General features: G+C 57.1%; 27 protein-coding genes and 3 tRNA genes. 19 read left to right on the top strand and 11 right to left on the bottom strand.

The genetic code is table 11. The features are described 5' to 3' along the window. Position 1: 1 nt before the first annotated feature. Positions 2-310 carry a high-potential iron-sulfur protein gene (locus Q1K07_RS01540; protein WP_300306777.1) on the bottom strand — a complete coding sequence of 103 codons (309 nt, stop codon included), beginning with the start codon at positions 308-310 and terminating at the stop codon, positions 2-4. 233 nt (positions 311-543) lie between these two features. On the opposite strand from Q1K07_RS01540, the gene Q1K07_RS01535 reads away from it, so the two are divergent. Next, entirely contained in the window at positions 544-819 is a 276-nt protein-coding gene (locus Q1K07_RS01535; protein ID WP_300306775.1) for an Lrp/AsnC ligand binding domain-containing protein, read from the top strand. Positions 820-1,136: 317 nt separating this feature from the next. After that, on the top strand, positions 1,137-1,931 hold the full coding sequence (locus Q1K07_RS01530; RefSeq protein WP_300306849.1) for a DNA/RNA non-specific endonuclease: 795 nt from the start codon (positions 1,137-1,139) through the stop codon (positions 1,929-1,931). 213 nt (positions 1,932-2,144) lie between these two features. Here the strand turns inward: Q1K07_RS01530 and Q1K07_RS01525 are convergent. The 3 genes from Q1K07_RS01525 to Q1K07_RS01515 form a co-directional block, all read right to left on the bottom strand. Beyond that, positions 2,145-2,231: transfer RNA gene (locus Q1K07_RS01525), tRNA-Leu, on the bottom strand. A 93-nt stretch (positions 2,232-2,324) separates the two neighbouring features. Next, positions 2,325-2,411, bottom strand: a tRNA-Leu gene (locus Q1K07_RS01520). A 74-nt stretch (positions 2,412-2,485) separates the two neighbouring features. Then, positions 2,486-2,572 (bottom strand) — tRNA-Leu (locus tag Q1K07_RS01515). A gap of 239 nt (positions 2,573-2,811) precedes the next feature. Here Q1K07_RS01515 and rnr point away from each other — a divergent pair. The 11 genes from rnr to hemH all read left to right on the top strand — a co-directional run bounded on the left by rnr (position 2,812) and on the right by hemH (position 13,620). Then, complete coding sequence (gene rnr / locus Q1K07_RS01510; RefSeq protein WP_300306772.1) at positions 2,812-5,307, top strand: ribonuclease R; 2,496 nt, start codon at positions 2,812-2,814, stop codon at positions 5,305-5,307. Between the two features lie 5 nt (positions 5,308-5,312). Beyond that, positions 5,313-6,119: a 23S rRNA (guanosine(2251)-2'-O)-methyltransferase RlmB gene (gene rlmB, locus Q1K07_RS01505; RefSeq protein WP_300306769.1), complete on the top strand. Its 807-nt coding sequence runs from the start codon at positions 5,313-5,315 to the stop codon at positions 6,117-6,119. Between the two features lie 144 nt (positions 6,120-6,263). Then, positions 6,264-6,635, top strand: a complete 372-nt coding sequence (gene rpsF, locus Q1K07_RS01500; protein WP_300306767.1) for a 30S ribosomal protein S6 — start codon at positions 6,264-6,266, stop codon at positions 6,633-6,635. 32 nt (positions 6,636-6,667) lie between these two features. Further along, positions 6,668-6,895: a 30S ribosomal protein S18 gene (gene rpsR, locus Q1K07_RS01495; RefSeq protein WP_016853668.1), complete on the top strand. Its 228-nt coding sequence runs from the start codon at positions 6,668-6,670 to the stop codon at positions 6,893-6,895. 10 nt (positions 6,896-6,905) lie between these two features. After that, a complete protein-coding gene (locus tag Q1K07_RS01490) occupies positions 6,906-7,757 on the top strand; it encodes a hypothetical protein (RefSeq protein ID WP_300306755.1) in 852 nt (283 codons plus the stop codon). A gap of 15 nt (positions 7,758-7,772) precedes the next feature. Continuing rightward, entirely contained in the window at positions 7,773-8,219 is a 447-nt protein-coding gene (rplI, locus tag Q1K07_RS01485) for a 50S ribosomal protein L9 (RefSeq protein WP_300306752.1), read from the top strand. A gap of 406 nt (positions 8,220-8,625) precedes the next feature. Beyond that, positions 8,626-10,098: a carbon starvation CstA family protein gene (locus Q1K07_RS01480; protein ID WP_300306750.1), complete on the top strand. Its 1,473-nt coding sequence runs from the start codon at positions 8,626-8,628 to the stop codon at positions 10,096-10,098. Positions 10,099-10,234: 136 nt separating this feature from the next. Then, the gene (gene dnaB / locus Q1K07_RS01475; protein WP_300306747.1) at positions 10,235-11,623 is read left to right on the top strand and encodes a replicative DNA helicase; all 1,389 of its coding nucleotides are present in this window, start codon (positions 10,235-10,237) and stop codon (positions 11,621-11,623) included. Between the two features lie 98 nt (positions 11,624-11,721). Next, complete coding sequence (locus tag Q1K07_RS01470; protein ID WP_300306744.1) at positions 11,722-12,015, top strand: hypothetical protein; 294 nt, start codon at positions 11,722-11,724, stop codon at positions 12,013-12,015. Positions 12,016-12,148: 133 nt separating this feature from the next. Further along, complete coding sequence (locus tag Q1K07_RS01465; RefSeq protein ID WP_366945009.1) at positions 12,149-12,451, top strand: DUF6482 family protein; 303 nt, start codon at positions 12,149-12,151, stop codon at positions 12,449-12,451. 113 nt (positions 12,452-12,564) lie between these two features. Further along, positions 12,565-13,620, top strand: a complete 1,056-nt coding sequence (hemH, locus tag Q1K07_RS01460; protein WP_300306737.1) for a ferrochelatase — start codon at positions 12,565-12,567, stop codon at positions 13,618-13,620. 203 nt (positions 13,621-13,823) lie between these two features. Here the strand turns inward: hemH and Q1K07_RS01455 are convergent, their stop codons facing one another. The 6 genes from Q1K07_RS01455 to Q1K07_RS01430 are packed head-to-tail and all read right to left on the bottom strand — an operon-like array spanning position 13,824 to position 19,706. Continuing rightward, entirely contained in the window at positions 13,824-14,213 is a 390-nt protein-coding gene (locus Q1K07_RS01455; protein ID WP_300306735.1) for a Na+/H+ antiporter subunit G, read from the bottom strand. A gap of 17 nt (positions 14,214-14,230) precedes the next feature. Beyond that, entirely contained in the window at positions 14,231-14,500 is a 270-nt protein-coding gene (locus Q1K07_RS01450) for a K+/H+ antiporter subunit F (protein WP_300306732.1), read from the bottom strand. Then, the gene (locus Q1K07_RS01445; RefSeq protein WP_300306729.1) at positions 14,494-14,991 is read right to left on the bottom strand and encodes a Na+/H+ antiporter subunit E; all 498 of its coding nucleotides are present in this window, start codon (positions 14,989-14,991) and stop codon (positions 14,494-14,496) included. The genes Q1K07_RS01450 and Q1K07_RS01445 overlap by 7 nt, the downstream gene beginning before the upstream one ends. Then, on the bottom strand, positions 14,988-16,496 hold the full coding sequence (locus Q1K07_RS01440) for a monovalent cation/H+ antiporter subunit D (RefSeq protein WP_300306847.1): 1,509 nt from the start codon (positions 16,494-16,496) through the stop codon (positions 14,988-14,990). Before Q1K07_RS01440 ends, Q1K07_RS01445 begins: the two co-directional genes overlap by 4 nt. Next, positions 16,493-16,837: a Na+/H+ antiporter subunit C gene (locus tag Q1K07_RS01435; protein ID WP_300306726.1), complete on the bottom strand. Its 345-nt coding sequence runs from the start codon at positions 16,835-16,837 to the stop codon at positions 16,493-16,495. Before Q1K07_RS01435 ends, Q1K07_RS01440 begins: the two co-directional genes overlap by 4 nt. Before the next feature lies 1 nt (position 16,838). After that, the gene (locus Q1K07_RS01430; RefSeq protein ID WP_300306724.1) at positions 16,839-19,706 is read right to left on the bottom strand and encodes a monovalent cation/H+ antiporter subunit A; all 2,868 of its coding nucleotides are present in this window, start codon (positions 19,704-19,706) and stop codon (positions 16,839-16,841) included. A gap of 297 nt (positions 19,707-20,003) precedes the next feature. Between Q1K07_RS01430 and Q1K07_RS01425 the strand changes: the two genes are divergently transcribed. Both Q1K07_RS01425 and Q1K07_RS01420 read left to right on the top strand, forming a co-directional pair. Continuing rightward, positions 20,004-21,281, top strand: coding sequence for a lytic murein transglycosylase (locus Q1K07_RS01425; RefSeq protein ID WP_300306722.1), 1,278 nt, complete (start codon positions 20,004-20,006; stop codon positions 21,279-21,281). Between the two features lie 130 nt (positions 21,282-21,411). Beyond that, the gene (locus Q1K07_RS01420) at positions 21,412-22,098 is read left to right on the top strand and encodes an ATP-dependent zinc protease (RefSeq protein WP_366945008.1); all 687 of its coding nucleotides are present in this window, start codon (positions 21,412-21,414) and stop codon (positions 22,096-22,098) included. A 38-nt stretch (positions 22,099-22,136) separates the two neighbouring features. On the opposite strand, the gene Q1K07_RS01415 is transcribed toward Q1K07_RS01420, so the two are convergent. After that, positions 22,137-22,850, bottom strand: coding sequence for a 16S rRNA (uracil(1498)-N(3))-methyltransferase (locus tag Q1K07_RS01415; protein ID WP_300306720.1), 714 nt, complete (start codon positions 22,848-22,850; stop codon positions 22,137-22,139). 162 nt (positions 22,851-23,012) lie between these two features. Here Q1K07_RS01415 and phaR point away from each other — a divergent pair, with 162 nt between their 5' ends. From phaR to Q1K07_RS01395, 4 genes are all read left to right on the top strand, one after another. Then, positions 23,013-23,483, top strand: coding sequence for a polyhydroxyalkanoate synthesis repressor PhaR (gene phaR, locus Q1K07_RS01410; protein ID WP_300306718.1), 471 nt, complete (start codon positions 23,013-23,015; stop codon positions 23,481-23,483). Positions 23,484-23,591: 108 nt separating this feature from the next. Next, positions 23,592-24,875 carry a phosphoribosylamine--glycine ligase gene (purD, locus tag Q1K07_RS01405; RefSeq protein WP_300306716.1) on the top strand — a complete coding sequence of 428 codons (1,284 nt, stop codon included), beginning with the start codon at positions 23,592-23,594 and terminating at the stop codon, positions 24,873-24,875. 77 nt (positions 24,876-24,952) lie between these two features. Beyond that, positions 24,953-25,387: a thioesterase family protein gene (locus tag Q1K07_RS01400; RefSeq protein WP_300306714.1), complete on the top strand. Its 435-nt coding sequence runs from the start codon at positions 24,953-24,955 to the stop codon at positions 25,385-25,387. Then, on the top strand, positions 25,387-26,259 hold the full coding sequence (locus Q1K07_RS01395) for a phosphoribulokinase (protein ID WP_300306712.1): 873 nt from the start codon (positions 25,387-25,389) through the stop codon (positions 26,257-26,259). Before Q1K07_RS01400 ends, Q1K07_RS01395 begins: the two co-directional genes overlap by 1 nt. Positions 26,260-26,343: the final 84 nt, after the last annotated feature.

The following is a 26,343-nucleotide window of genomic DNA, read 5'->3' as shown; positions in this document are numbered from 1 at the left end:
ATTAACCGTTCCAGGCCTGGCACCAGCCTTCTGAAGCCACCCTGTTCTGCGGGAATAGCTGGCAACCTGCGCTATCTGCGTCGAAGAACATGCAGTTGGCGCAGGTGCGATCTTTTTTCCAGGCATCGTGACCACGAGCCTTGCTGGCCTTGTCGACATAGCCCAGTGCTTGAGCCTGTGGACTGCCAGGGTCCAGCAGCGGCAGGTCTGCGGCAAGGGCACGACTCGATAGTATTCCTGCCCCCAGGGGAAGCGCTGTGATGGCGAGCAGCCCATGGCGGATGAACTCGCGACGAGTAATTGATGGCATGTCCAGGTTCTCCTCATCCATCTCCAGCATTTTCTGGATTCTGTTGCTGCGTTCTTGGCGACGCCTTTTGCCTAGATCATACCGTATTGCGTCGTACCAGAGTGGCGGCATGCACGAAATTTCACTGTTGATGCCTGCGGGAGAGGGACGCTGATATACTCATTGGCGATGATAACCCTATGCCATTATCGCGGTGGATCGATGGTGGTGCGTCAGCCGACAGGAGTGCGGTCATGCAGAATGCAGTAATTCTGATTAATACCGAAAAGGGGCAGGTCAAGGCGGTTGCTGAGCGTCTGGCTGAGGTTGAAGGTATCAGTGAGGTCTACTCCACCTGCGGTCGCTATGACTTGGTTGCGATTGCTCGTACCCGGGACTTCGAGACGCTTGCCGAGCTGGTGACTGAGCGTCTCAATGCTGTGGACGGAATCGCGGATACTGAAACGCTCAATGCCATGCAGGTGCATTCCCGCCATGATCTGGAGACCATGTTTTCTCTGGGCTGGTGATGTCTATGCCTGGCGATACGGAGTGTGGTCCAGGCCTTCTCTATCTGAGAAATTTTCTTGCTGCCCCGAAAGCCTTCTTCGCCAGAGGTTTTCCGGGGCGTGCTATTTTGTGAGATGCTACATGCGCATCTGCTAGCACTTTGAAATCATTGCTGCTTTTTGAAATCAGCATGTTTTTGAAGGCAGCATGTTTTGAAAGCAGCACGGTCTCATGAAACCGTCGGCGTTTTGAGGTTGAGAGTGTCTCACGTATGAATTTGGATCTTTCCCTGTCTCGTGCCCTGCCGCGACCACGTAACTTTTTCGCATGTCTGATCATGGTGGTGGCTGGTGCTGCGGTGTGGCATACCACAGAGCAGGGCTATCGTGAGCGCATGAGCTGGATGGGGGTAACGGAATGGCAGCAACCGAACCCGCTTACCTTTACACGTGGTCTGCGTAACCATGGTTATCTGGTTGGTTGGTCGGATATCCGTGTTGGCGCCCTTTGGTCGAGCTATATGCTCACTGAGGACGGCAATACCAGCATCGGGCCTCGCCCTGAGTTCCGTCGTGACTGGCGGACATTATGGCCGGTCACTACCGATAGCTATTCGGGTAGTGGATATGATCGGGGGCATCTGGCTCCCAACTATGCGATGGCGGTGACGGGGGGCGAGAGTGCTCAGGATGATAGCTTCTTGATGAGCAACATGCTGCCACAGAAGCCCAACTTGAATCGTCAGTTGTGGCAACGCCTGGAGGCCGTGGTGATGGATCACTTCCTGCCTCGCTTTGGCAGGTTGCAGGTCATTACAGGTCCTGTCTATGCGCCATTGAGCTTGAACAGCTTGCTGGATCGGGTGGGGTTCGTGGAAGTGCCCGAAGCCTTCTACAAGATCATTGTCGTGCCCGGAGATACGCCGCTGGCGGTTGCCTTCATCATGCCTCAGGATGTGAGGGGGGATGAGTCGTTGAAGGACTATCTGGTCAGTATTGATGAAGTGGAGGCGCGCACTGGTCTCAACTTTCTGCCAGGGTTGCCGGAAAACCAGGAGGCTGCCTGGGAGGCATCGGCAGGGGTGGGTGACTGGGAATTGTCGAAGGTGGCAACGTTGCCATCACGTTTCTGAAGAACTTCTGATAACTGTTTGAGAGTGACTATCACGGCGGTGTGCGGTACGAAACCGGGCGAGGCATTCGTGTGGATGATATTCGGGAGTGATTGAAAGAAGGGGACAGAAATGGCTTTTTCAGACACAAAAAAACCGCGTCAATGCGCGGTGGTCTCTTTGTCGCTGGATGCTGCTGGAATTGCTATTGGCTCTTCTTCTCATGACAGGAAATGGTGCCCAGGAGAGGACTTGAACCTCCACGTCCATAAGGACACTAGCACCTGAAGCTAGCGCGTCTACCAATTCCGCCACCTGGGCCTGTCATGACTTGCATCTGTCATATCAACAATCTGCTATATCAACATCAGTCAGCATCGCTATCCGTGGTCGTCTCCCGTGTCAACGAGAGTTTGGTGCCCAGGAGAGGACTTGAACCTCCACGTCCGTAAGGACACTAGCACCTGAAGCTAGCGCGTCTACCAATTCCGCCACCTGGGCGAACACGGCAATGCTGAAATCTATGCTGATAAAGAGCATGGCGATAGTGTATCGCCGTGATTCCGAAGAATCCATGGTGCCCAGAAGAGGACTTGAACCTCCACGTCCGTAAGGACACTAGCACCTGAAGCTAGCGCGTCTACCAATTCCGCCATCTGGGCAAGTGGCGCGTATGTTACCGAATCTTCGGCACAATGCAAGCCCTTGTCGCGAGTTTCGGCAAGATTTTTCAGGTCCTTCATTTCACATTATCCAGTGAATAAAGGTCGTCGATAGTTGGGTGTGTCTGCAGCCAGCGCTATACTGCGCCCATGATCAATGAAATGAATGAAAAGATACTCGCGCGCCAGGGTGCCGGCGCCTGGTTCTCATCTCCGACACCGTCAAGGATGCCCGCCGCATGACTCACTGGACGCTAGACAGCGACTCCTATGCCAGCCGCGAAGCTCACAAGTACGATAAACCCGCCCCTTCCCGTGAATATCTCCTTGGCCGTCTTGAGGATATCGGCAAGCCGATCACTCACGAGGCCATGAGTGATTTACTGGGGCTGGATGATGAGGATCTGCGTGAAGCCGTACGTCGACGGCTCGCCGCCATGGAGCGTGATGGTCAAGTGCTGCGCAATCGTCGGGGCGCCTATGCGCTGATCGACAAGCTCGACCTGATCAAGGGCAAGGTGCTGGGCCATCGTGATGGTTTTGGCTTTCTGCTTCGTGACGATGGCAAGAAACCTGACCTGGTGATGCCACCGCGCCAGATGCGCCGGGTATTCCATGGTGACCATGTGCTGGTACGCGTCAGTGGTCGGGATCGCCGAGGACGTGATGAGGCCACCGTAGTAGAAGTTCTGGCTCGTAACACCCAGACGATCGTGGGTGTGTATCGAGAGAATACCTCCGAATTCGGCGTGCTGATCCCCGAGAACCTGCGCATCACCCAGGAAGTCATTATCCCTCATAGTGCCTGTGGTGGGGCGCGCGATGGCCAGGTGGTCTCCGCACGTATCGTCAAGCAGCCTGACACCCGAGTACAACCGGTAGGTGAAGTCATCGAGGTGCTCGGCGAGCGTATGGATCCCGGCATGGAAATCGATATTGCCCTGCGCAGCTACGAGATTCCTGCAGAGTTTCCTCCGGAAGTCATGGACCAGATCGCTTCCATGTCTGCGGAAGTGGCCGAACAAGACAAGTTGCATCGTGTGGATCTGCGTGACAAGCCTCTGGTGACGATCGATGACGAGACCGCCAAGGACTTCGATGATGCGGTCTGCGCATACAAGACACGTTCTGGCAGCTGGAAACTATTGGTGGCTATCGCCGATGTTTCTCACTATGTGCGTTCGGGGAGTCCTCTCGACGAGGAAGCCATCGCCAGGGGCAACTCGGTTTACTTCCCAGGGCAGGTAGTGCCGATGTTGCCGGAGCTGCTGTCAAATGGTCTATGTTCCCTTAATCCGGGAGTGGACCGCCTGGCCATGGTCTGCGAGCTGAATATTTCCAAGAGTGGCAATATCAGTCGCTATCGTTTTTATGAGGCGGTGTTCCGCTCTCATGCGCGCCTGACCTATAACAAGGTGGCGGCCATCCTGCAGGATGAAGGCGAGGAAGGTGAAGCGTTGCGCCGGGAGTACAAGGCTCTGGTGCCATCGCTGAAGAATCTCTACAGTCTGTACAAGCTGCTGCGCCAGGCGCGTACCGAGCGTGGAGCCATCGACTTCGAGACCACCGAGACGGCGATCCTCTTCAATGAGGAGCGCAAGATCGAAAAGATCGTGCCGCGCTCACGCAATGACGCCCACAAGATCATTGAGGAGTGCATGCTTGCGGCCAACGTGGCGACGGCGCGTTTCCTCGACAAGCACGACCTGCCAGCGCTGTATCGTATTCATGAGGGGCCGAGTGCTGAGCGCCTGGACAAGTTACGCCTGTTTCTCAATGAAATCGGTATGTCGCTTGGCGGAGGGGATGATCCTTCGCCCCAGGATTATCGTGACCTGGCCGAGGCCATCAAGGATCGTGAAGACGCGGATATCATTCAGACGGTGATGCTGCGTTCCATGAGTCAGGCGGTGTATTCACCGCACAATGAAGGCCACTTCGGCCTGGCATATCCGGCCTATGCCCACTTCACTTCGCCGATCCGTCGCTATCCGGATCTACTGGTCCACCGCGCCATTCGTTCGGTCATTCGAGGGCCACGCCAGACCAGTACGGTACTGCGTGTCGATGGGGCTCCTGTGGAGCCGCCAAGCACGTGGTGCCCCTACACCTTCGAGCAGATGCTGGAACTGGGAGAGCACTGTTCGATGACAGAGCGCCGTGCTGACGATGCCACGCGCGATGTGGAAGGCTGGCTCAAGTGCGAGTTCATGTCCGACAAGCTTGGTGAGGTCTATGACGGCACCATTGCCTCTGTCACCCAGTTCGGTATCTTCGTGCGCCTTGACGAGGTCTATGTTGAAGGACTGGTGCACGTTACCTCGTTGCCTTCGGATTATTACCATTACGAGCCGGAGAAGCATCGCCTCAAGGGAGAACGTACCGGGATCAGTTACCGTCTTGGAGATGGCGTGACGGTGCAGGTGGCGCGGGTCGATCTGGACGAGCGCAAGATCGACTTTGAGCTGACCGATGGCCAACCTCGCCCTAGGCGCAAGCCTCGTAAGCGCCGTGGCTCAGAGGCAACGGTAGCGGATGGCAATAGCAAGTCGAGCGCACCCGCGAAATCCTCCAGGCCCAGCAAGTCACGCCGAGGGAAAGCTGCCCAGAGCGGGGCGGATAAAACAGCCCAGAGTGGGGTGGGTAAAACAGCCCAGAGTGATGCCGATAAAGCCGCCAAGAGCGGTACTGAAAAGAAAACACGCCGGCGGCGGTCGCGTCGTAGCAAGAGGTAGAGGCCGTGGCCAACAGTAACAAACGTCAACAGCAGCGTCGTCGAAGCACTTCTCCGGCAACGCCCGGTGGGCTTGACAGTGTATTTGGCGTACATGCAGTGCGTGCTCTCATCGAACGCGGAGAGTCTCCGCGTGAGGTGTGGGTGCAGGATGGTGACGCAGAGCGTCGTCTGGCGGACTTGATCGATACGGTTCGTTCCCGGGGGGCGCGAATACGTCATGTCCCCCGGGATGAGCTGGACCGCCTGTCTCAGGGGGCATCTCATCAAGGGGTGGTGGCTTTCGTTCCCCCGTTGGTGCCGGAAAGCGAAGAAGTCCTCTGGCATCAGCTCAAGGCCTGGAAGCGTGACACGCCCCCATTGTTGTTGATCCTTGATGGTGTCACCGATGTGCATAACGTTGGGGCATGCCTGCGTAGCGCTGATGCCGCTGGTGTGCATGGTGTCATTGTGCCCAAGGACCGCGCCGCTCCCTTGAATGCCACGGTGCGAAAAGTGGCCTGTGGGGCGGCCGAGAGTGTTCCTGTCTATCAGGTAACCAATCTGGCGCGTGCGCTGGCCAAGCTCAAGGACATGGGGATATGGATCACAGGGACCGCCGGTGAGGCCGAAAGCAGTCTGTTCGAGGCGGATTTCAGTGGACCTACGGCGCTGGTCATGGGAGCCGAGGGCAAGGGCATGCGGCGTTTGACCCGCGAGGCCTGTGACACTCTGGTCAAGCTGCCTATGGCGGGGCAGGTGTCGAGCCTGAACGTGTCGGTTGCTACAGGCATCTGCTTGTTCGAGGCGGTGCGGCAGCGCTTGCCCCAATAGGGTCGCTCCTATAGAATACTTGCGCCCGTGCGTCCTGCGCGGGCGCGTCCGTATGCGGACGTTGCTTTTATAACTCCTTGCTTCCCCCGGTGCCAGGCAATAGCCCGAGCCCCTGCGGAAGCTGCCAAACCGAAAGGAGAACCCATGCGTCACTACGAGATCGTTTTCATGGTCCATCCGGACCAGAGTGAGCAGGTTCCGGCCATGGTCGAGCGCTACACCAGCATCGTGACCGAGAATGCCGGTACTGTTCATCGTCTCGAGGATTGGGGCCGTCGTCACCTGGCTTACCCGATCAACAAGATCCACAAGGCTCACTACGTGCTGATGAACGTTGAAGCCAGCGGCGAGACTATCGAGGAAATCGAGAACATCTTCCGCTTCAACGATGCCATCATTCGTAGCTTGGTGGTGCGCTGCAAGGAAGCCATCACTGAAGCGTCTCCGATGATGAAACCGGTGGAAGAGAAGCGTGCCCGTCGCGAAGAAAAGCCGCGCACCGCTGAATCCGCCTAAGTCGCTCATCGCACGTTATAAGGAGTCTACCCATGGCACGTTTTTTCCGTCGCCGTAAGTTCTGCCGTTTCACCGCTGAAGGCGTGAAGCAGATCGACTACAAGGATCTGGACACGCTCAAGGCCTATATCACCGAGACCGGCAAGATCGTTCCCAGCCGTATCACCGGTACCAAGGCCCGTTATCAGCGCCAGCTGTCTACCGCGATCAAGCGCGCTCGCTATCTGGCTCTGCTGCCCTATACCGATAGCCACCAGTAAGCGTTAGTCGATGCTTGCTATCGCGCGATGGGCGATGAAGGGCACGCCTCAGGCTGCTCTGGTCGCTTTGCTGGCCTCGGCAATTCCGTGGCTGTTCTGGTTCGGCAGCGCCATTGCCGCTTTGGTCACCTTGCGGCGGGGCATGTCCTCCGGGCTTCCTGTCATTGCCGCAGCAGCCATTCCTGCGGGATGGTGGTGGACCCAGGGTGACCCGATTCCCCTGGCTACCACGCTGCTGGCAATACTGATGGCCATTGTGCTGCGCTCTCGCATGCGCTGGAGCGAGGCACTCATCGTCGGCGCCCTGGCAGGTGCAGTGATGATTCAGCTGGGAGTGTTCTTGCCTCGTGCAGACACGGCCATGCTGCTGGAAGAATTGCGTCAGAGCTCTACTGAGCTCAGCGCGTTTCTTGATGATCTGGCTGCCAGTGGTGTCGATGCCAAGACGCTGGCGGAGTTGCTGATCAGCGGTGTCACAGGGCTGATAGTCATGCTTGCCGCTGTGGCATGTCTGGTGCTGGCACGTAGCTGGCAAGCAGGGCTCTACAATCCGGGCGGTTTCCGGGAAGAGTTTCATGCATTACGCCTCAGCATTCGGGAGCTGGTGTTCCTGGTGGTATTGCTGATCGCAGGTGCTGTGCTGGGGCTGCCAGGGTTGGGCATGCTGGCCTGGATACCGTTGCTGATAGCAGGCATTGGACTGATACACGGTGTGGTTGGACGTAAGGGGATGAACGGGTTGTGGCTGGTCGCGTTCTATGTGCTGCTGATCACCACCTGGCCCATGATTCTCATCGTGCTGGTCGTGGCCATGATTGACACCTTTGCGGATTTTCGCGGGCGTCTGGGCCACGACAACTGATAAGAGGTTTACGAGATGGAAGTCATTCTGCTCGACAACATTGGCAAGCTGGGCGGTCTTGGTGACAAGGTCACCGTCAAGCCTGGTTATGGCCGTAACTACCTGGTGCCTTACGGTCTCGCCGTACCGGCTACCAAGGAAAACATCGCTGCCTTTGATGCCCAGCGTGCCGAGCTCGAAGCTCAGGCCGCCGAGCGCAAGGCCAATGCCGAGGCGCGTGCAGAGCAGCTCAACGATATCGAGCTGTCTCTGGTTGCCAAGGCTGGCGACGAAGGCAAGCTGTTCGGTTCCATCGGTCCGCGTGATCTGGCTGAAGCCATTTCCAGCGCCGGGCTCGAAGTGGCCAAGAGCGAAGTGCGCATGCCGGAAGGTCCGATTCGCCAGACTGGCGAATATGACATCGTCCTGCATCTGCACGCTGAAGTCGATGCCACCGTTCGTGTAGTGGTGGTTGCCGAGTAAGGCAAGCCTCATTCACGATGGTGCGAAGGGCGCGAGAGTTTCTCTCGCGCCCTTTGTTTTTGTGGGCTTGATGAACCACTTTCATATCCCTCTGATGAAGCCCTTCTCGGTGTTATCTTGTCTCGGTGTTATCTTGGCGCTGTCTTCATCACACCCGGCGCGTCAGGCCATCTTGGTCGGCCCTTCTGTCATTTTGTGTATTTTGCTTGTTTTATATTAATGCCTATTTATCAGTCCTCTTGGTGTCAGGGGGGATGCATAACTAGGCGTTTGCGACCAAAGTATAGCTGCTTGGTGTTAGCAACCTAAGTAGATTGCCCCTGCTCGTGGACTGGGCCAATCACTGCCCAGTATCTTTCACGCCGTCCGCACGTATCGAGCGGCGGCCGTCTCAGAGGGTGCCTGGATGATTACCTTCATCACCGCAATCCTGCTTCTGGTTGTGGGCTATTTCACTTATGGCAAGTTCGTTGAACGTGTGTTCGTCACGGACCGCAAGAGACCTACTCCGGCGTTCACGATGCGCGACGATGTCGATTACCTGCCGATGAATTCTGCGCGCAACTCTCTGATCCAGCTTTTGAATATTGCGGGTGTTGGTCCTATCTTCGGGCCGATTCTGGGGGCGCTCTATGGGCCAGTCGCTTTCCTGTGGATTGTCATCGGCTGCATTTTTGCTGGTGCCGTTCATGACTATCTGACAGGCATGATCTCGATCCGAAACCATGGTGCTCACTTACCTCAGTTGGCCGGCAAGTTCCTGGGCAAGACCATGAAGCATGTAGTCAATGGCTTTGCGGTTCTGTTGCTGCTGCTGGTGGGAACTGTCTTCGTGACGTCGCCCGCTGCCTTGCTGCAAAGCATGACACCTTTCTCCCTGACACTGATCATTGGCGCCATCTTCGCCTATTACCTGTTGGCAACACTGTTGCCCATCGACAAGATCATCGGACGCATCTATCCGTATTTCGGTGCTCTGTTGCTGATCAGCGCGGCAGGCATCGGTATCGGGCTCGTGGTGACGGGCGCTCCGATTCCCGAGCTGTCACTACAGAACATGCACCCCGAAGGCGCTCCTATCTTTCCGTTGCTGTTCCTGACCATTTCCTGCGGTGCCTTGTCTGGCTTTCATGCCACCCAGACTCCCATCATTTCGCGCACCACCGAGAATGAAGACAACGGTCGCAAGATCTTCTACGGCATGATGATTGCTGAAGGGATCATCGCGATGATCTGGGCTGCTGCGGCGATGAGCCTGTTCCATGGCGACCACAGCCTGTCAGACGTGCTGGCAGCGGGCGGTCCTGCTGCGGTGGTCAGTGAGGTCTCTGTTTCCATGCTGGGGGCCATTGGTGGCACGCTGGCAATATTGGGTGTCATCGTACTGCCGATCACCTCTGGTGATACGGCCTTCCGCAGTGCAAGGATGATCATTGCCGATTATCTCAAGATCGATCAGAAGCCCCTGGTCAAGCGCTTGATGGTAGCGGCTCCTTTGTTCGTGGCTTCTTATGCGCTGACCCATATCGACTTCACCCTGCTGTGGCGCTACTTTTCCTGGGCCAACCAGACGACAGCTGTCATCGCCTTGTGGGTCGGTACCATGTATCTGGTGCTGGCGCGCAAACCACACCTGATCACCTCTATTCCTGCCGTGTTCATGACCATGGCGACCTTTACCTACCTGGCCAATGCGCCGATTGGCTTTGGTCTGTCGTTGCAGATCAGCTATGTAGCGGCTGCACTTGGCACGCTGCTGTGTATCGCATTGTTCATGAAACGGGTGCGTCGCTTGAGTGGTGGCATCTTCGCCGTGGATGAACCTGCACAACCTCCCCGTGATGCTCTGAAAGGCTCGGAGCTATCGACTGCCAACTGATATTGCGTAGGGAGTCACGGAGAAACCCTCTGCCTTATGGCAGAGGGTTTTTGCGTTTTCGGGCGAGAGTGGCCCGCTTCGGGTAGAATGAGCCAGCCCGAACTATTCCGTTTGTCATCGCCAAGGTAATGAGTGCATGAGTGAGGTCCAGGAACTCGACCAGGAAGCCGCTGCGCTGAAGGTACCGCCACATTCTCTCGAAGCTGAGCAGTCAGTGCTCGGCGGCTTGATGCTCGACAACCAAGCTTGGGATGGTATTGCCGACCGCTTGGCCGCCGGTGATTTCTATCGTTACGAGCATCGTCTGATTTTCAACGCCATGGTGGCGCTGGCGGAAGGCAGTCAACCTCTGGATGTGGTGACCCTGTCGGAGGCTCTGGAAGCACGAGACCAGTTGGACTCGGTTGGAGGGCTGGCGTACCTGGCTGAACTGGCACGCAATACCCCTTCTGCAAGCAACATACGCGCCTATGGCGACATCGTTCGCGAGCGAGCGACATTGCGCAAGTTGATTCAGGCCGCCAATCAGATCGCAGAAAGTGCTTTTGCTCCCAATGGCCGAGGTTCCGACGAGCTGGTCAACGAAGCCGAGCGTCTGGTGTTCCAGATCAGCGAGGATCGCCCCAAGGCGGGGGGGCCTATCGGCATGAGTGAACTGCTGACCAAGGCGGTCGATCGCATTGATGAGCTGTTCAACATGAAGGGGGCGATGACAGGATTGTCCACGGGATTCCGCGATCTCGATGAAATGACATCTGGTCTTCAGCCTTCGGATCTGGTCATCGTCGCTGGACGTCCCTCGATGGGCAAGACGACCTTTGCCATGAACCTGGTGGAACATGCCGTGGTATCCAGCGACAAGCCGGTTGTCGTGTTTTCCATGGAAATGCCAGCGGAATCCATCATGCTCAGGATGCTGTCGTCCCTGGGACGTATCGACCAGACACGAGTACGTAGTGGCCAGCTGGAAGATGAAGATTGGCCGCGCCTGACGTCTGCGGTCAATCTGCTCAAGGACAAGCAGCTCTTCATCGACGATACGGCGGCGTTGTCACCCAACGAGATGCGTTCACGGGTACGGCGGATAGTGCGCGAGCATGGCAACCTGGCCATGATCATGATCGACTATCTGCAGTTGATGCAGGTACCAGGATTTTCCGAGAACCGTACCGGTGAAATCTCCGAGATCTCTCGTTCTCTCAAGGGGCTGGCCAAGGAGTTCGGCTGCCCAGTGATTGCACTTTCCCAGCTTAACCGCTCACTCGAGCAGCGTCCCAACAAGCGTCCGGTAATGTCGGACCTGCGAGAATCAGGTGCAATCGAGCAGGATGCTGACTTGATTGGTTTCGTCTATCGCGATGAGGTCTACAATCCGGATAATCCCGATAACAAGGGACTCGCAGAATTTATCATCGGTAAGCAGCGTAATGGTCCGATCGGAGCCGTGCACATGGCCTTCATCGGTAAGTACACTCGCTTTGAAGACCTGGCACCGGATGCGTATGGCGATACTTTCGGCGAGTAAGAGGAAGCCTCGTTCTTGCAAGGGTGCATTGCGCATTGTGCACAGGATCGTATAATCCCGCTCCTTTCCTTTTCCCATCCAATCTGGAGGTTCATCCCATGGCAGGCGGATTTCGACGCGGTAACCGGCAGCGCGCGCCCAAACTGGAGGCCCGTGGTGTATTGGCGTCTGTGGAAAGAGAAGGACCTTTCAAGGAATGGCTGGGCATGCCTGACCTGTATCGTTATCACCTGGTGGTGGACGGTGTCGATTACAGTTACCAGACGGAAGATGCTGAACTTCCTGTACAAGTCGGTGACAAGGTCGTGTTTCGCTACAAGGAAACCAAGGCGGGCAAGTGGGTTGATCGCAATTCTCTGGGCAAGGCAATTGACCCTTCAGAGTATCAGTAACCCGGGGCCAGATGATTTCTCTTGCTCATGACCTGTATCAACAGCCTTGATGTCATTGTTCTGTCACTCTGCAGTTCTAGTCTGTACGCCAGGCAAAAAGACGAGAACAGCGAAAAGTAAGGTGATGGATATGATGGAACTTCATGAGCTTCAAAATTTTGTAGCAGGGCAGCACCATTTTGAAATCCGGGTGATCGGCTCTTCCACCAGCCGTTTCTATCAGGTTGAACTGGAAGATATGGAAGGGGGGCGCCACAGCCTTTGCCGCAGTGGCAAACCTGTTCTGTTCCGCTCTCTGGAGGATGTCTATCTGGAGCTCAAGCGGGCCGGTATCCACCAGGCTTATCTGGTGCAGCAGGTTGCTGAGGATGAACTGGTCGGTCGCAGTACACACTACCTGGCGCCCCTGGCCTCGCGTACTCCCCTGGCATTCTGAGTGTTGTCCAGTTATTGATACCCGCCATCGTGGCCATGATGGAATCCAATTCGAGGCAGGCGTCCGCGAGTGATATTCTTGCGGCTCTAGACCTTCTCAAGGATCCTGCTTTCATGGCCCAGCCAGCCCCACAGTCTGCTCCATCTTCTCTTCAGACCCAGTGTGATGCTCCCGCACAGAGCACCAAGGTTGGTGTTCTGCTGGCGAATCTTGGGACACCGGATGCGACGGATTACTGGTCGGTCCGACGTTATCTGAGTGAGTTTCTATCTGACCAGCGTGTCGTGGATTATCCACGCTGGCTATGGCAGCCACTATTGCAGTTGGTCATCCTCAGTCGCCGCCCCTTCGCTTCTGGAGAGGCCTATCGCAGCATATGGAACGAGGAGCGCGACGAGAGCCCGTTATTGACGATCACTCGCCAGCAGTGCGACAAGCTGTCAGCCCTGCTGAAAGCAGAGTATGGAGAACGGGTAGAGGTAGATTTCTGCATGCGCTATGGCAACCCATCCACCGACAGTGTGGTGCGCCGCCTGCAGGAGAGAGGCTGCCAGCGTATCCTGTTCTTCCCGCTGTATCCTCAATATGCAGCTCCGACCACGGCAACTGCCTGTGACCAGTTATTTCGCTCGTTGATGAAGCAGAAATGGCAGCCATCGGTACGTACGGTTCCTGCCTATTACGCTCATCCTGGCTATATCGAGGCGCTGGCGGCATCAGTCGTGGAGCATTGGCAGGGTGAGGATGTGCCTTCTCGGCTGGTGGCGTCCTACCATGGCGTTCCCAAACGCTACATCAAGGACGGTGATCCCTACGAGGCACAGTGTCATGCTACGACCCGGCTGCTGCAACAGCGACTAGGTTGGGAAGAGGACCGGATCGTGACGACCTTTCAGTCCAAGTTTGGTCCGGAAGAGTGGGTAGGGCCTGCAACCATTGACCAGGTGGCGGTACTTGCTCGGCAGGGCCACAAGCATATTGCCGTAGTGTCTCCTGCGTTTTCGGCTGACTGTGTGGAAACGCTGGAAGAGATCCAGCAGCAAATTCAAGAGGCCTTTCTTGCGGCCGGAGGAGAGCGCTTCACTTATATTGCCTGTCTCAATGACCGTGATGATCATATAGCGGCTCTGAGCGATGTTGCGCGCAATGAGCTTTCGGGCTGGTTGTAGAAGGCCCTCCTCCGTTTCCTGTTAGTCCCTGGCTTCCAGGCAGGAGGCGTTGGCAAGAGAAGTTGGCAAAAGAAACCTGCAAGTAAATTTCGCATATAAAACAAAGCGCTCGCCGATCTGGCGAGCGCTTTGTTTTTGGCATAGGTATGTTGGCGAGTTGCTGCGGGAGAGGGGGGCTGGTGGTGACTTCTGCTGTGGTTGACTCAACTATTGCTGTCACTAGAGTCAGATAGCGGCTTCCCCCCAATATCCTCATCCAGGAACTCGACTGGTTTGCCCCGTGTTTTATCGACAAACTTCAAGCGTTGGTGGAGCCCTACCTTGGCCAGCAGGTGGGCGCTTACCGGTGCAGTGATGAAGAGGAACAACGTGATCAGCAGTTCCTGCAGATGCCACTCAGACTGAGTGACACTGAAATACAGCATGGAAGCGATCAGCATGCAGCCGATACCCAGTGTTGTGGCCTTGGTGGGGCCGTGCAGACGCATGAAGAAGTCCCGCAGGTGTGCCAGGCCCAGTGAGCCGATGAAGGCAAACAGGCCTCCCGCAATCAGTAGTACCGAAATCACCGCTTCAAGAATCACATACAGCATGCAGACTCTTCCTCCCTTTACTCGATGATATCGCCGCGTAGCAGATATTTGCAGACGGCCACTGTACTGATGAAACCGAGAAGGGCAATCAGCAAGGCTGCCTCGAAGTAGGTCTTGGAGTTCATCCACAATCCCATCAGCAGAATCAGGGCAATGGAATTCACGTACATGGTGTCCAGGGCCAGGATGCGATCAGGCATGTCCGGCCCCCGGGTCAGGCGGAACAGATTGAGCAGCAGTGACAGGACGATCAAGGCACCGCTGATGACCACGGCGGTATCTAGCATTCGAAGATCTCCTTCAGTGGCTGTTCGTAGCGTTCACGGATCGTGCGAATCAATGTCGCGTCGTCTTCCGCGTCTAGGGCGTGGATCAGCAAGGTCTTTCCATCCATGCGCAGGTTGGCGGATACCGTTCCTGGAGTGAGGGTGATGGTGCTGGCCAGAATGGTGATCGCGAAGCGCTCTTCCAGCATCAGCGGATACTCGACGAAGTGTGGTCGAGAACGGTGCCAGGGGCTGAGGATAATGCGTGCAACCTGGAGATTGGCGACGATGATGTCGCCAACGACACGCAGGAAGAACAGCAGCAGCTTCATGGGCTTGTGCACCGTCGGCTTTCGATCCCAGAAGCGGGAGGTCAAGCGTGGAATGGCGATGGCAAGAATGCCCCCCAGGAGCAGATGTCCCACGGAGACTTCATTGACCAGCAACAGCCAGACAATCAACAGCAACAGTGACAGGCCCGGAGTGGGCAGCCAGGAGCGCAGGCGCATCATGGGGCATCCTCCTCAGTGGGAAGAAGGGCTTGAATTATGGCTGAAGGATCATTGAGCTGAGCCGCTGCCGCTTCTGTGTAAGTGGCCAGGGGGCCGGCCAGAACGACCAGCAAAGGGGAGGCGATCAGCAGCCACGCTGTGCCGGCCCAATGCCAGCCGGACAACTGGTCATCGGCGTTGTCGCTTTCCTGACTACGCCAGAACAGTGTCGAGCCTGCCCGAGATAATGCTATGAGGGCACATAATCCGGCAACCAACAGCGGTGGCCACAGCCAGGCGCGCTGAACGCCTTCTGCTGCTGCCAGCAGCATGGCCTTGGCGAAGGCGCCGGAGAGGGGCGGCAAACCTGCCACTGCAATCGCACCAAGCAGGAACAGCAGGCCGAGGGCTGTCGCATGAGTGGGAATGCGGCCCTTGACCAGACGAGTGCCAGCTTTGCCACGCTGCAGACCGATCATCTCGGCAAGCAGGAATAGGCCACCGGTGACCAGAGTGGTATGTACCAGATAGAACAGGAGCGCAGAGGTAGCTTGAGGTGAATGCATGCCCAGGCCAGCCAGCAGGGTTCCCACTGAGACCAGCACGAGATAAGCCACCAGCAGGCGTAGATCCCTGGCAGCCAGCACACCGATGGCGGCAATGACCAGTGTCGCTAGTGCCATCCACCATACCCAGGGCTGTTCCAGAGCTTCCAGGCTACCGGCCTGGTTGCCAAAGATCAGGGAATAGACGCGTAGAATGGCATAGATCCCGACCTTGGTCATGACAGCAAACAGGGCTGCCACTGGTGCTGGAGCACTGGCATAAGTGCGGGGCAACCAGAAGTACAGTGGCAGGATGGCAGCCTTGAGACCGAAGACCACTAGAAGCATCAATGCTCCGGCCACGACCAGCCCGTTACGCTCCGGGTCCATCATGCTCACCGCTCGAGCCATGTCGGCCATGTTGAGCGTGCCGGTGGCGCCGTACAGCATGCCTACGGCAATCAGGAACAGCGCTGATCCCGCCAGGTTGAGCACAGCATAATGCACGGCTGACTGGATACGATCACGTCCACCTCCATGTACCAGCAGGGCATAGGAGGCGAGTAGCAGGACTTCGAAGAAGACGAAGAGGTTGAACAGATCGCCTGTCAGGAAGGCTCCGTTGATGCCCATGAGCTGGAGCTGAAACAGGCCATGGAAGTTGCTTCCCTTCTCGTCATCGCCGCCACAGGCAAAGATCACGCAACCCATGGACAGGATGGCGGTGACTGTCACCATCAGTGCAGAGAGTCTGTCCAGTACCAGGACGATGCCAAAGGGAGGCTGCCAGTTGCCAAGAGCATAATAGAGCACTTCCCCTTGGCTGGCTTTGCCTACCAGCATGACGCAGGTGATCAGCAAGGCGCCGGTGGCAATGAGCGCTAGCAGGCGTCGGGTGAAGGCGCCAAAACGTGCCAGCAGCAGTATCACGGCTGCGGCGAGCGGCAGAACGATGGGAAGGATGATCAGGTGTGACATCAGCGACGTTCCCCTCGATCCTCGGCCTTGCGGCCATCCACGTGATCGTTGCCCATGTCGCCACGGGCACGCATGGCCAGAATGACGGCGAAGGCTGTCATGGCAAAGCCGATGACGATGGCGGTCAGCACCAGTGCCTGAGGCAGGGGATCAGAGTAGTGGCTGCTGTCTCCGATGATGGCGGGAGCGTTTGATGTCAGGCCACCCATGGAAAACAGGAACAAGTTGACGGCATAGGACAGCAGCGTCAGCCCTACGACAACCGGAAAGGTTCGTCCGCGCAGCGTCAAGTACAGGCCGCTGGCGCTGAGCACGCCGGTGGTGATGGCATAAAGCAGTTCCATATCACACGGTCTCCTTGGCATCGGGTTTCGGGTTGGCTGCGTCGATAACATCGGTACGGTGCAAGCCACTCGGAATGGGCGTTGAATCGTCCTTGCTCGGTCGGTGGGAAGTCGTCACCTTGCCGAGGTTGGCGAGAATCATCAGGGTGGCACCCACGACGGCCAGGTAGACGCCCAGATCAAACAGCAGAGCCGTGGCCAGCTCCAGATCGCCGATCAACGGAATATGGAAGTGGTCATAGGATGAGGTCAGGAATGGATAGCCGAACAACCAACTGCCAAAGCCAGTAAGCGTGGCGATGCCGACCCCCAGGATGGCGATCGGTTGATAGGGGAACGCCAGGCGCTGCTGGGTCCAATCCACTCCTCGAGCCATGTAGACCAGGATCAAGCCCACTGCCGTGATCAAGCCTGCGATGAAGCCTCCACCTGGAAGGTTATGGCCGCGCAGGAAGATGAATACGGAGACCAACAGAGCCAGTGGCAGAACAGGCTGAGATACCGTGGTCAGAATCATCGGGTAACGGTCAGGGCACCAGATGCGGCCGTCACTGTCGCTGTGTGGCATGAACAGACGCAAACGGTTGAGCAGTTTGAGAATGGCCAGGCCGGCAATGGCCAGGACCGTGATCTCTCCCAAAGTATCGAAGCCGCGGAAGTCCACCAGGATGACGTTGACCACATTATGACCGCCGCCACCAGGCACACTATTCTCGAGGAAAAAGGAGGAGATGGTGCTGGTGTCGCGGGTCAGTACGGCATAGTTGAGTGCCGCAATCACGACGCCAAGGCCGCTGCACATGATGACATCGCGCAGTGAACGGCCGGGGGAGGATTCCCTAGGCGTCTTCTGGGGCAGGAAGAATAGTGCCAGCATCAGCAGGATCATTGTCACCACTTCCACCGACAACTGTGTCAATGCCAGGTCAGGCGCAGAGAAGCGGGCAAAGGTCAGTGATACGATCAGGCCCACCACCGACAGCATGATCAACGAAAGCAGGCGCTGTCGGTGAGTGACCGCTGTGCCGATACCCGTGAAGATCAACAGCACCGCGCCAAGGATCAAGACACCATCCAGGGGCTGATTGCCTTTGGGACCGGTCAGCGTTTCTACCTGGAACAGACCGATGGCGCCCATCAATAGGGCAGTGCCAATCAAGAGCGCCATGAAGCGCTGCAACGAGCCATTATCGAAGAACTCTGTTACCACCTCGGCTTTGTCGGAGATGTACTGGACAGTACCTTCGAAAATCAGATTGGCATTACGTGACGGGAAATCGCGAATGAAACGCCGGATATATCGGTGCAGCACATAGGCCGTGATGCCGGCAGCGGCAGCGGCCCCGCTCATGGCCAAGGGCAGGTTGAAGCCATGCCAAATGGCCAGATGGAACTCCAGAGGCGCCTGCAGCACGGCTTCCACAGCAGGAGCCAGCAGCCAGGTGGCCATCAGGGCCGGAAACAATCCTATCGCTACGCACAGTGCGGCCAGCAGCTCTGCAGGAGCCCGCATTAGGCGCGGTGGCTCATGGGGGTGCTTGGGAGGAGCATGGCGCGGTTCGGCGAAGAACACCGCATGCACCAGGCGTACGGAGTAGCCCACAGAAAGCGCTCCGCCGATGGTGGCCAGCACCGGTAATATCAGGCTCAGGCCGCCCAGCGCCTGAGTATGCAGAGTGGACTCGAAGAACATCTCCTTGGACAGAAAGCCATTGAACAAGGGGAAGCCAGCCATGGCGGCGCCTGCGATGCTCATCACCAGGCAGGTGATTGGCATGGCCTTGGCCAGCTTGCCCAGCCGTGAGAGGTCTCGGGTACCAGCCTCGTGGTCGATGATCCCCGAACACATGAACAAGGCTGCCTTGAAGGTGGCATGGTTGAGAATGTGGAAGAGCGCTGCCAGTACGGCCATCGGACTGCCGATGCCCAGCAGCACCGTAATCAGGCCGAGATGGCTGACGGTTGAGAATGCCAGGATACCCTTCAGGTCGGACTCGACGAGAGCGAACCAGGCGGCATAGACCATGGTGGTGATACCGATGACTGCCACCAGCGCCGTCCATAGTTCGCTGCCGGCCAGGGCAGGGTGCAGGCGGGCCATCAGGAAAATGCCGGCCTTGACCATCGTTGCAGAGTGCAGATAGGCCGATACTGGCGTCGGCGCCGCCATGGCATGGGGCAACCAGAAGTGGAAAGGAAACTGGGCAGATTTCGTGAAGGCGCCGAGCAGAACCAGGATCAACACCAGCGGATAACGAGGATCCGCGAGGATGAGGTCGGCACTGTCGAGTACGGTCTGCATGTCGAAGCTGCCGACGATATCCCCCAGCAACAGAAAACCTGCCAGCAAGGCGAGGCCTCCCGCTCCGGTCACGGTCATGGCCATGCGCGCGCCCTTGCGCGCTTCACTGCGGTGAGACCAGAAGCCGATCAGGAGAAAGGACGACAGGCTGGTCATTTCCCAGAAGACCCACAGGACCAGCAGGTTGTCGGCCATGACGATGCCGACCATGGACGCCATGAACAGGATCAGATAAGCGTAGAAACGCCCATGGCTTTCACTCTTGTCCAGGTAATAGTGGGCATAGAGCAGAATCAACAAACCGATGCCGAGGATCAGGATGTTGAATAGCAGTGACAGCCCATCAAGACGAAAGGCCAGATCGAGACCGAGCTGTGGCATCCATTCCAGCGCGACTCTGGGATATTCTCCATCGGCAATGGCGGGAAACTGAGCCAGAGTCAGGATCAGTGCCAGAGTAGGAAGGGCGGCGGTCGCCAAGGTGCATATTGGCCGGCCTCGTTGAGCTGTCAATGCGGGTACGAGCACACCCAGCAAAGTCAGCATTGGGATCCAAAGCAATGTCATCGGTCGGTCATCCTGCGCGGTCATTGAACGTGATGAGAGAAGGCTGGTGTACAGCTCGGCTCATCCTCGATGGCGGTCCCACTTTACCCGAAAGTTGAACGTCTCGCTTCCTGTTCAGTTTTCAACCTTTTCTCTCCATCTTTCTGGCTGCTTTTCGGAAATCGTATGGCTCGGGCAGTCAGGTATGGAAGGTATATCAAAATGGGAAGAACGCTCTGTTGTGAGCTTGTGACTGGAATGACATCGATAGCTGGGTCATCATGCGGAGCAATTCGACTGCCAAGGACTGCTTTCGCCATGCTGACACGTGTAATGGTTCCAGCTCTTTTGATTGCTTCGCTGACTGGTTGCCAGAGTTCGGCTGCCGTACCCGACTCTCCGGCAGCGCCAGAGCAGAAGGAGCAAGCAGTAACGCAAACTAAGGAAGCGTCTCATGCCACTGCGCCGAGCGCTCAGTTCCAGAACTTCGAACAATGGCGTGATGCATTCCGTCAAGAGGCGCTTGCCGCAGGTATCAGCGAGGACACCCTGCAACGGGCCTTTGACGGTGTACGCTTCAGTTCACGGGTGATCGAGCTCGATGGGGCTCAGCCTGAGTTTGTGCGGCCGATCTGGGAATATCTCGATGGCGCGGTCTCCGATTCTCGGGTTTCCCTGGGCCGTAGCAAACTGGCGGACAATAATGCTGCCGCCCGTGCAGCTGAATCGCAGTATGGTGTGCCTGCTGAAGTGGTCACGGCGATCTGGGGAATCGAAAGCAGCTTTGGCCAGAACTTTGGTGATTTCTCCACCCTTGATGCATTGGCGACACTGGCCTATGAAGGCCGGCGACGGGATTGGGCTCACGATGAGCTGCTGGCCGCACTCAAGATCATTCAAGCGGGCGATATCTCTCCTGAGCGCATGAAAGGATCCTGGGCCGGCGCCATGGGACACACTCAGTTCATCCCTTCCAGTTTCATCACCTATGCCAAGGATGGTGATGGCGATGGGCACCGTGACATCTGGGGCAGTATTCCCGATGTCTATGCATCGACAGCCAACTATCTGCATCAGGCTGGTTGGCAACAGGGTCAGCCTTGGGGTGTCGAGGTCAAGCTGCCACAAGGCTTCGATTATTCCCAGACTGAGTTGAGTACCCGCCATTCTGCTCAAGAGTGGGCCAGTCTTGGTGTAACGGCGCTCAATGGAGGGAGTTTGCCGGCTTTTGCTGAAGCTTCGGTGATCACCCCCGGAGGAGCTCAAGGTCCTGCATTTCTGGTAGGGCCGAACTTCCGCGCTATCCTGCGCTACAACAATGCCACCAGTTATGGACTTGCCGTTGCGACACTCAGCGACCGTATCGCCGGTCGCCCAGGGATTCAGGGCAGTTGGCCCAGGAACGAGAAGCCGTTGAGTCGCTCCCAGATACAGGAAATGCAAGCCCGTCTTGGAGCGTTAGGGTATGAGGTAGGAACGCCAGATGGCATCCTTGGCCCCAACACGCGTGAAGGCTTGCGGGCCTGGCAGCGTGACCAAGGGCTGGTGCCTGACGGTTTTGCGACCTTGACGGTATTGGAACGCCTGAACCGTTAAGGTGTCTTACGCCGAAGTTCTGATCGATGTCATTGAGCTATCAGGCCATCGCGTATATCAGAAGCGCAACGCATCAAGGAAACCAAACCCTGTACCGCCCATGATGGGGGGTGCTTGATGAGGAATGACCATGACGTTTTCGACTTCCCCTCTCAAACACGCCGGACGCATGGCGCCGATGCTGTTGGCCATGTCGGCCCTGCTTATCTCTGCTCCTTCACTGGCGGATCACGATAAGGAAGGCGTGGATGTGTTTGGCTGGGTGGAGAAGGCCACCATTGAGCCCTGGAATATTGAGGTCAAGGCCAAGTTGGATAGTGGCGCTCTGACGTCTTCCCTGGATGCGCGTAACATTGAAGAGTTCAAGAAAGATGACGTGCCCTGGGTGCGCTTCGATCTTGAGCTGACCGATGAAGAAACCGGTGAAGTGTTCGAGAAGCATCTGGAGAAGCCTGTCTATCGCGACATGGCCGTGCGCGGGGCTGGTGGTCGAGATCCTCGTCTGGTGGTGCTGATGAAGATCTGCATGGGCGATACCATCCATGAGGAACAGTTCAGCCTACGGGACCGCGAGGACATGATCTATCCCGTGTTGCTGGGGAGGCGCACGATCGGTGAACTGGGGCTGCTCGATGTCAACAAGACCTTCATTACCGACCCGACCTGTGACGAAGATTCTCCAGTGATCGAACATCATGGCGAAGGTGAGTACGGTAACGTCAAGGAACATCTTGATGATGCTGATGAAAACCACGACGCCGATGAAAATCACAGTGCCAAGGGTGATGACGCAGAAGACAACGAGGACGACGCATGAACATATCGGGCGCTGATTCTTCAGCGCCCTTTTTCATCTTAAAACAATCGGGCAAGTAAAGCCGTGACTGCTGTCTCGACTCTTAGAATGCGCTCACCGAGGTGAATGCCTTCGCAGCCGGCTTCCAGCATTTTTTCTACCTCCCAGTCGATGAACCCTCCTTCGGGGCCAATCAGCAACACCACTTCGTCGTCGATGCCTCTTGGGCAGGCCACGGACATTCCTGGGTGAGCGAGCAAGCCTCGACGCCCCTTGAGCAACTCTGGCAGGCGATCCTCGACGAACGGGCGAAAGCCTTTGGCTGTCTCGACAGAGGGCATCATCGTGTCCCTGGCTTGCTCCAGGCCCAGTACCAGGTGCTGATGGATCTTGGCGGGATCGAGCTCAGGTGACTGCCAGTAGCTTTTTTCCACTCGTCGACTATGCAGAAGCGTGAGCCGTTTGACCCCGAGGGATGTGGCATGTTCTATGCTTCTAGCCAGCATCCGTGGCCTGGGAAGTGCCAGAACGAGATGAACCGGCAGTGGTGCCGGAGGCGTCTGGTCCAGTGCCGAGATGTCGAAACAAGCCTCTTCATCTGTCAGCGACAGTAGTTCTCCGCGCCCCAGGAGACCGTTCTCGACCCCTAGTGTCATGATGTCGCCGCATTTTGCGCGATGGACCTGACGAAGGTGGGTTAACCGACGAGGGTCTCTGACACGGGCCCGTGTCGTGGTCACAATGTCATCTTGGGCGAGCAAAATCAGGTTCATAGGACCTCATCGTTGAGGATGGTTGAGACAGTATTGCCCGCGTTGATCGATAAGATCGCAACGAGTTCGTGCCGGATTATCTTGCAAGGTGCGTATCGCAATGCAAAATGGAGGCTCATGGGAGCTTTCGACAACTCCTCACCGACTTTCAGGAGCAGCGCCGTGCGTGTAATTCGCAAGTATGCCAATCGTCGGCTCTATGATACCGAACAGAGCCGTTACGTAACTCTCGAAGATCTGCGCAGTCTGATTCTCGAAGAGGTTCCCTTTCGTGTCGAAGATGCCAAGAGTGGTGAGGACCTGACACGAACCATCCTGCTGTCGATCATCATCGAGCAGGAACAGGCCGATAGTGAGGCCGAGGTGTTTTCCAATGACCTGCTGGAACAGCTGATTCGAGTCTATGCCATGTCTCAGCCCTTGCCCCTGGCGCGTTATCTGGAGCAAGGCACGCGGTTGATGCTGGAGCAGCAGAAGCGCATGCAGGACCAATGGCAGCAGGCCATGCGCCATTCACCGATGGAACTGATGCGGGAACTGGCGGAAGAGAACATGCGCTTCTGGCAGCAGACCATCAGCCAGGCCAACCCGATGTCTGGCCCCTCGAGCAAGGATGACGACGAGAAGAAGTGAGCACCGGACATCTTCCTGATGCAGGTCTCCTGTTCAGGCGTCTGAGCGGCAGCGGGTGATTTCTGCCATAATGCCGCCTCGTTTGTCACTCGAAAGGTAGTTGAGCGGATGAAGGTCCTGATCATTGGCGGCGGTGGCCGCGAACACGCCCTGGCCTGGAAGGTCGCCCAATCGCCCCTGGCCGATGAGGTATTCGTTGCTCCTGGCAATGCCGGTACCGCCAGTGAGGCTAGTCTGACCAATGTCGATATTGATGTGCTTGACCTCGATGGGCTGGTGGCCTTTGCCTGCAGTGAAGCCATCGACCTGACCATCGTCGGGCCGGAAGCTCCGCTGGTGGCCGGCGTCGTCGACCGTTTTCGTGACGCCGGGCTGGATATCTTCGGTCCGACACAGGGGGCGGCTCAACTGGAAGGCTCCAAGGCCTTCACCAAGGACTTCCTTGCGCGCCATGCCATTCCCACGGCCGAGTACCAGACCTTTACCGCAGTGGAGCCAGCATTGGCCTATGTGGCCGAGAAGGGCGCTCCCATCGTGATCAAGGCTGATGGCCTGGCGGCTGGCAAGGGGGTCATCGTGGCAGAGACCCTCGATGATGCGGAAGCGGCTGTTCGCGACATGCTGGAAGCCAACGCCTTCGGTGATGCCGGTGCACGGGTGGTGATCGAGGAATTCCTGGAAGGTGAGGAAGCCAGCTTCATCGTCATGGTCGATGGTGAGCACATCGTGCCGATGGCGACCAGTCAGGATCACAAGCGTGTTGGCGAGGGAGACACAGGGCCCAACACGGGCGGCATGGGAGCCTATTCTCCCGCGCCGGTGGTCACCAGCGATGTCTATCTGCGCATCATGGACGAGGTCATCGAACCTACCGTACGCGGCATGGCTTCCGAGGGGCATCCCTATACAGGTTTCCTTTATGCGGGACTGATGATCACTCCGGATGGTCAGCCGAAGGTCATCGAATACAACTGCCGTTTTGGTGACCCTGAAACCCAGCCGATCATGCTGCGTCTGGAGAGTGATCTGGCTGAGCTTTGTCAGGCAGGGGCTCGTGGCCAGCTGGCCGGGCGTGATTGCCACTGGAGCTCGCAGCCGGCCATTGGCGTGGTGATGGCGGCACAAGGTTATCCCGGAAGCTACCGTAAAGGTGATGTCATCAACGGCATCGAGGCTGCTGAAGCGCTTGGCTGTAAGGTGTTCCATGCTGGTACCAGGCACCAGGATGGACAATTGGTGACATCTGGCGGGCGTGTGCTTTGTGTCACTGCATTAGGCGATGATGTGGCGAAAGCCCGAGAGCTTGCATATCGTGGTGTGGAGGCCATTTCTTTCGAAGGTGCTTTCTGTCGGGGTGATATTGCCCATCGTGCCATGTCACGGAAGAGCTGAGCACTGTCAGGCGCCAGCCCTGGCCAGCCCGAGGGTGCTTGGGTTGGCCCAACAACAATAAGCACCAAGGAGCGAGCATGGAACGAGTGAAGCTCGATTTCCCCGAGGCCGCCATCGTTTACCGTCACCCCATGACGGTGCGTATCACGGACATGAATTATGGCGCTCATCTGGGACATGATACGGTGATCTCATTGATGCATGAGGCCCGAGTGGCTGCTCTTGCTCATTGCGGGCTGGATGAGCGGGATCTGGGAGGATATCCCTGTGTTGCAGCAGATCTGGCAGTACAGTACCAAGCTGAGGCCCATTGGCCCGATGCGTTGACCGTGGATATCGCCATCCCGGAGCCTGGTCGCAAGGCACTAGCTGTCTTCCATCGCATTCGCCGAAATAGCGATGAGCGGGTGGTGGCGACGGCACGTGTCAATCTGGTGCTGGTTGAGGCTGAGGCCCGCCGCGCCGTAGCGGTACCGGATACGGTGCGCGAGGCTTTGGCGAGGGCACGCTGATGTCGCGCGAGTACCCTGTCATTGCGGTGACCGGCTCTTCCGGAGCCGGGACCACCACCGTTAAACGAACCTTTGAGCGTATGTTCGCCCGCGAGGATGTGCATGCGGCTTTTGTCGATGGTGATGCTTTTCACCGCTATACGCGCCAGGAGCTGGCACGCATTTTCCGCGAAGAACCCGAGCGCAAGGACGAGCTGTCCCACTTCGCGGTAGAAGCCAACCTGCTCGATCGTCTCAGTGACCTGTTCCAGGAGTATGGCGATAGTGGCACAGGCACCTATCGTCACTATATCCATGCCGAAGACAAGAAGATGATCGAGGCTGGCTACCAGGTCGGAACCTTTACTGAGTGGCAGCCATTGCCGAGTGGTACCGATCTGCTGTTCTATGAAGGCCTGCATGGTGGCCTGGTAAGCAGTGACATCGATATTGCTCGGCATGTGGATCTGCTGGTCGGGGTGGCGCCGACCATGAACCTGGAGTGGATCCAGAAAATCGATCGTGACATGCATGCCCGAGGCTATACCCATGAGGCTGTGGTCGACACCATACTGGGTCGCATGGACGACTATGTGCGCTACATCCTGCCGCAGTTTTCGCGCACGCATATCAATTTCCAGCGGGTGCCTACGGTGGATACCTCCAACCCTTTCGAGGTTCAGGACATTCCCACCGATGCTGAATCCTTCGTCGTAATTCGCTTTCGTGATCCATCGACGGTGGACTTCCCTTATCTGTTGGCCATGATCCACGATGCCTTCATGAGTCGTCCCCATACCCTGGTGGTACCTGGAGCTCGCCTGCCTCTGGCTATGGAGTTGATCCTTGGCCCACTGGTGCAGCACCTGTTGGCCCAACGTAGATTTCGTTAGATTCCAGGCTGAACACAAAGTGTAAAGAACGCACAGCGGCGAGCCGAATAGCTCGCCGCTGTGCGTTCCGCCCTGTCAAATGGC

Source organism: Halomonas sp. (assembly GCF_029263665.1).
Taxonomy (GTDB): domain Bacteria; phylum Pseudomonadota; class Gammaproteobacteria; order Pseudomonadales; family Halomonadaceae; genus Halomonas.
The sequence above is the reverse complement of the archived record's forward strand: the minus strand, read 5'-3'. Positions and strand labels throughout refer to the sequence as shown.

Bases quoted from the DNA above. Each gene is read 5' to 3' on its own strand.
- Q1K07_RS01540 (WP_300306777.1), bottom strand. From the start codon at position 310: ATGCCATCAATTACTCGTCGCGAGTTCATCCGCCATGGGCTGCTCGCC.
- Q1K07_RS01535 (WP_300306775.1), top strand. From the start codon at position 544: ATGCAGAATGCAGTAATTCTGATTAATACCGAAAAGGGGCAGGTCAAG.
- Q1K07_RS01530 (WP_300306849.1), top strand. From the start codon at position 1,137: ATGGTGGTGGCTGGTGCTGCGGTGTGGCATACCACAGAGCAGGGCTAT.
- rnr (WP_300306772.1), top strand. From the start codon at position 2,812: ATGACTCACTGGACGCTAGACAGCGACTCCTATGCCAGCCGCGAAGCT.
- rpsF (WP_300306767.1), top strand. From the start codon at position 6,264: ATGCGTCACTACGAGATCGTTTTCATGGTCCATCCGGACCAGAGTGAG.
- rpsR (WP_016853668.1), top strand. From the start codon at position 6,668: ATGGCACGTTTTTTCCGTCGCCGTAAGTTCTGCCGTTTCACCGCTGAA.
- Q1K07_RS01490 (WP_300306755.1), top strand. From the start codon at position 6,906: ATGCTTGCTATCGCGCGATGGGCGATGAAGGGCACGCCTCAGGCTGCT.
- rplI (WP_300306752.1), top strand. From the start codon at position 7,773: ATGGAAGTCATTCTGCTCGACAACATTGGCAAGCTGGGCGGTCTTGGT.
- Q1K07_RS01480 (WP_300306750.1), top strand. From the start codon at position 8,626: ATGATTACCTTCATCACCGCAATCCTGCTTCTGGTTGTGGGCTATTTC.
- dnaB (WP_300306747.1), top strand. From the start codon at position 10,235: ATGAGTGAGGTCCAGGAACTCGACCAGGAAGCCGCTGCGCTGAAGGTA.
- Q1K07_RS01470 (WP_300306744.1), top strand. From the start codon at position 11,722: ATGGCAGGCGGATTTCGACGCGGTAACCGGCAGCGCGCGCCCAAACTG.
- Q1K07_RS01465 (WP_366945009.1), top strand. From the start codon at position 12,149: ATGGAACTTCATGAGCTTCAAAATTTTGTAGCAGGGCAGCACCATTTT.
- hemH (WP_300306737.1), top strand. From the start codon at position 12,565: ATGGCCCAGCCAGCCCCACAGTCTGCTCCATCTTCTCTTCAGACCCAG.
- Q1K07_RS01455 (WP_300306735.1), bottom strand. From the start codon at position 14,213: ATGCTGTATGTGATTCTTGAAGCGGTGATTTCGGTACTACTGATTGCG.
- Q1K07_RS01450 (WP_300306732.1), bottom strand. From the start codon at position 14,500: ATGCTAGATACCGCCGTGGTCATCAGCGGTGCCTTGATCGTCCTGTCA.
- Q1K07_RS01445 (WP_300306729.1), bottom strand. From the start codon at position 14,991: ATGATGCGCCTGCGCTCCTGGCTGCCCACTCCGGGCCTGTCACTGTTG.
- Q1K07_RS01435 (WP_300306726.1), bottom strand. From the start codon at position 16,837: ATGGAACTGCTTTATGCCATCACCACCGGCGTGCTCAGCGCCAGCGGC.
- Q1K07_RS01430 (WP_300306724.1), bottom strand. From the start codon at position 19,706: ATGACATTGCTTTGGATCCCAATGCTGACTTTGCTGGGTGTGCTCGTA.
- Q1K07_RS01425 (WP_300306722.1), top strand. From the start codon at position 20,004: ATGCTGACACGTGTAATGGTTCCAGCTCTTTTGATTGCTTCGCTGACT.
- Q1K07_RS01420 (WP_366945008.1), top strand. From the start codon at position 21,412: ATGACGTTTTCGACTTCCCCTCTCAAACACGCCGGACGCATGGCGCCG.
- Q1K07_RS01415 (WP_300306720.1), bottom strand. From the start codon at position 22,850: ATGAACCTGATTTTGCTCGCCCAAGATGACATTGTGACCACGACACGG.
- purD (WP_300306716.1), top strand. From the start codon at position 23,592: ATGAAGGTCCTGATCATTGGCGGCGGTGGCCGCGAACACGCCCTGGCC.
- Q1K07_RS01400 (WP_300306714.1), top strand. From the start codon at position 24,953: ATGGAACGAGTGAAGCTCGATTTCCCCGAGGCCGCCATCGTTTACCGT.
- Q1K07_RS01395 (WP_300306712.1), top strand. From the start codon at position 25,387: ATGTCGCGCGAGTACCCTGTCATTGCGGTGACCGGCTCTTCCGGAGCC.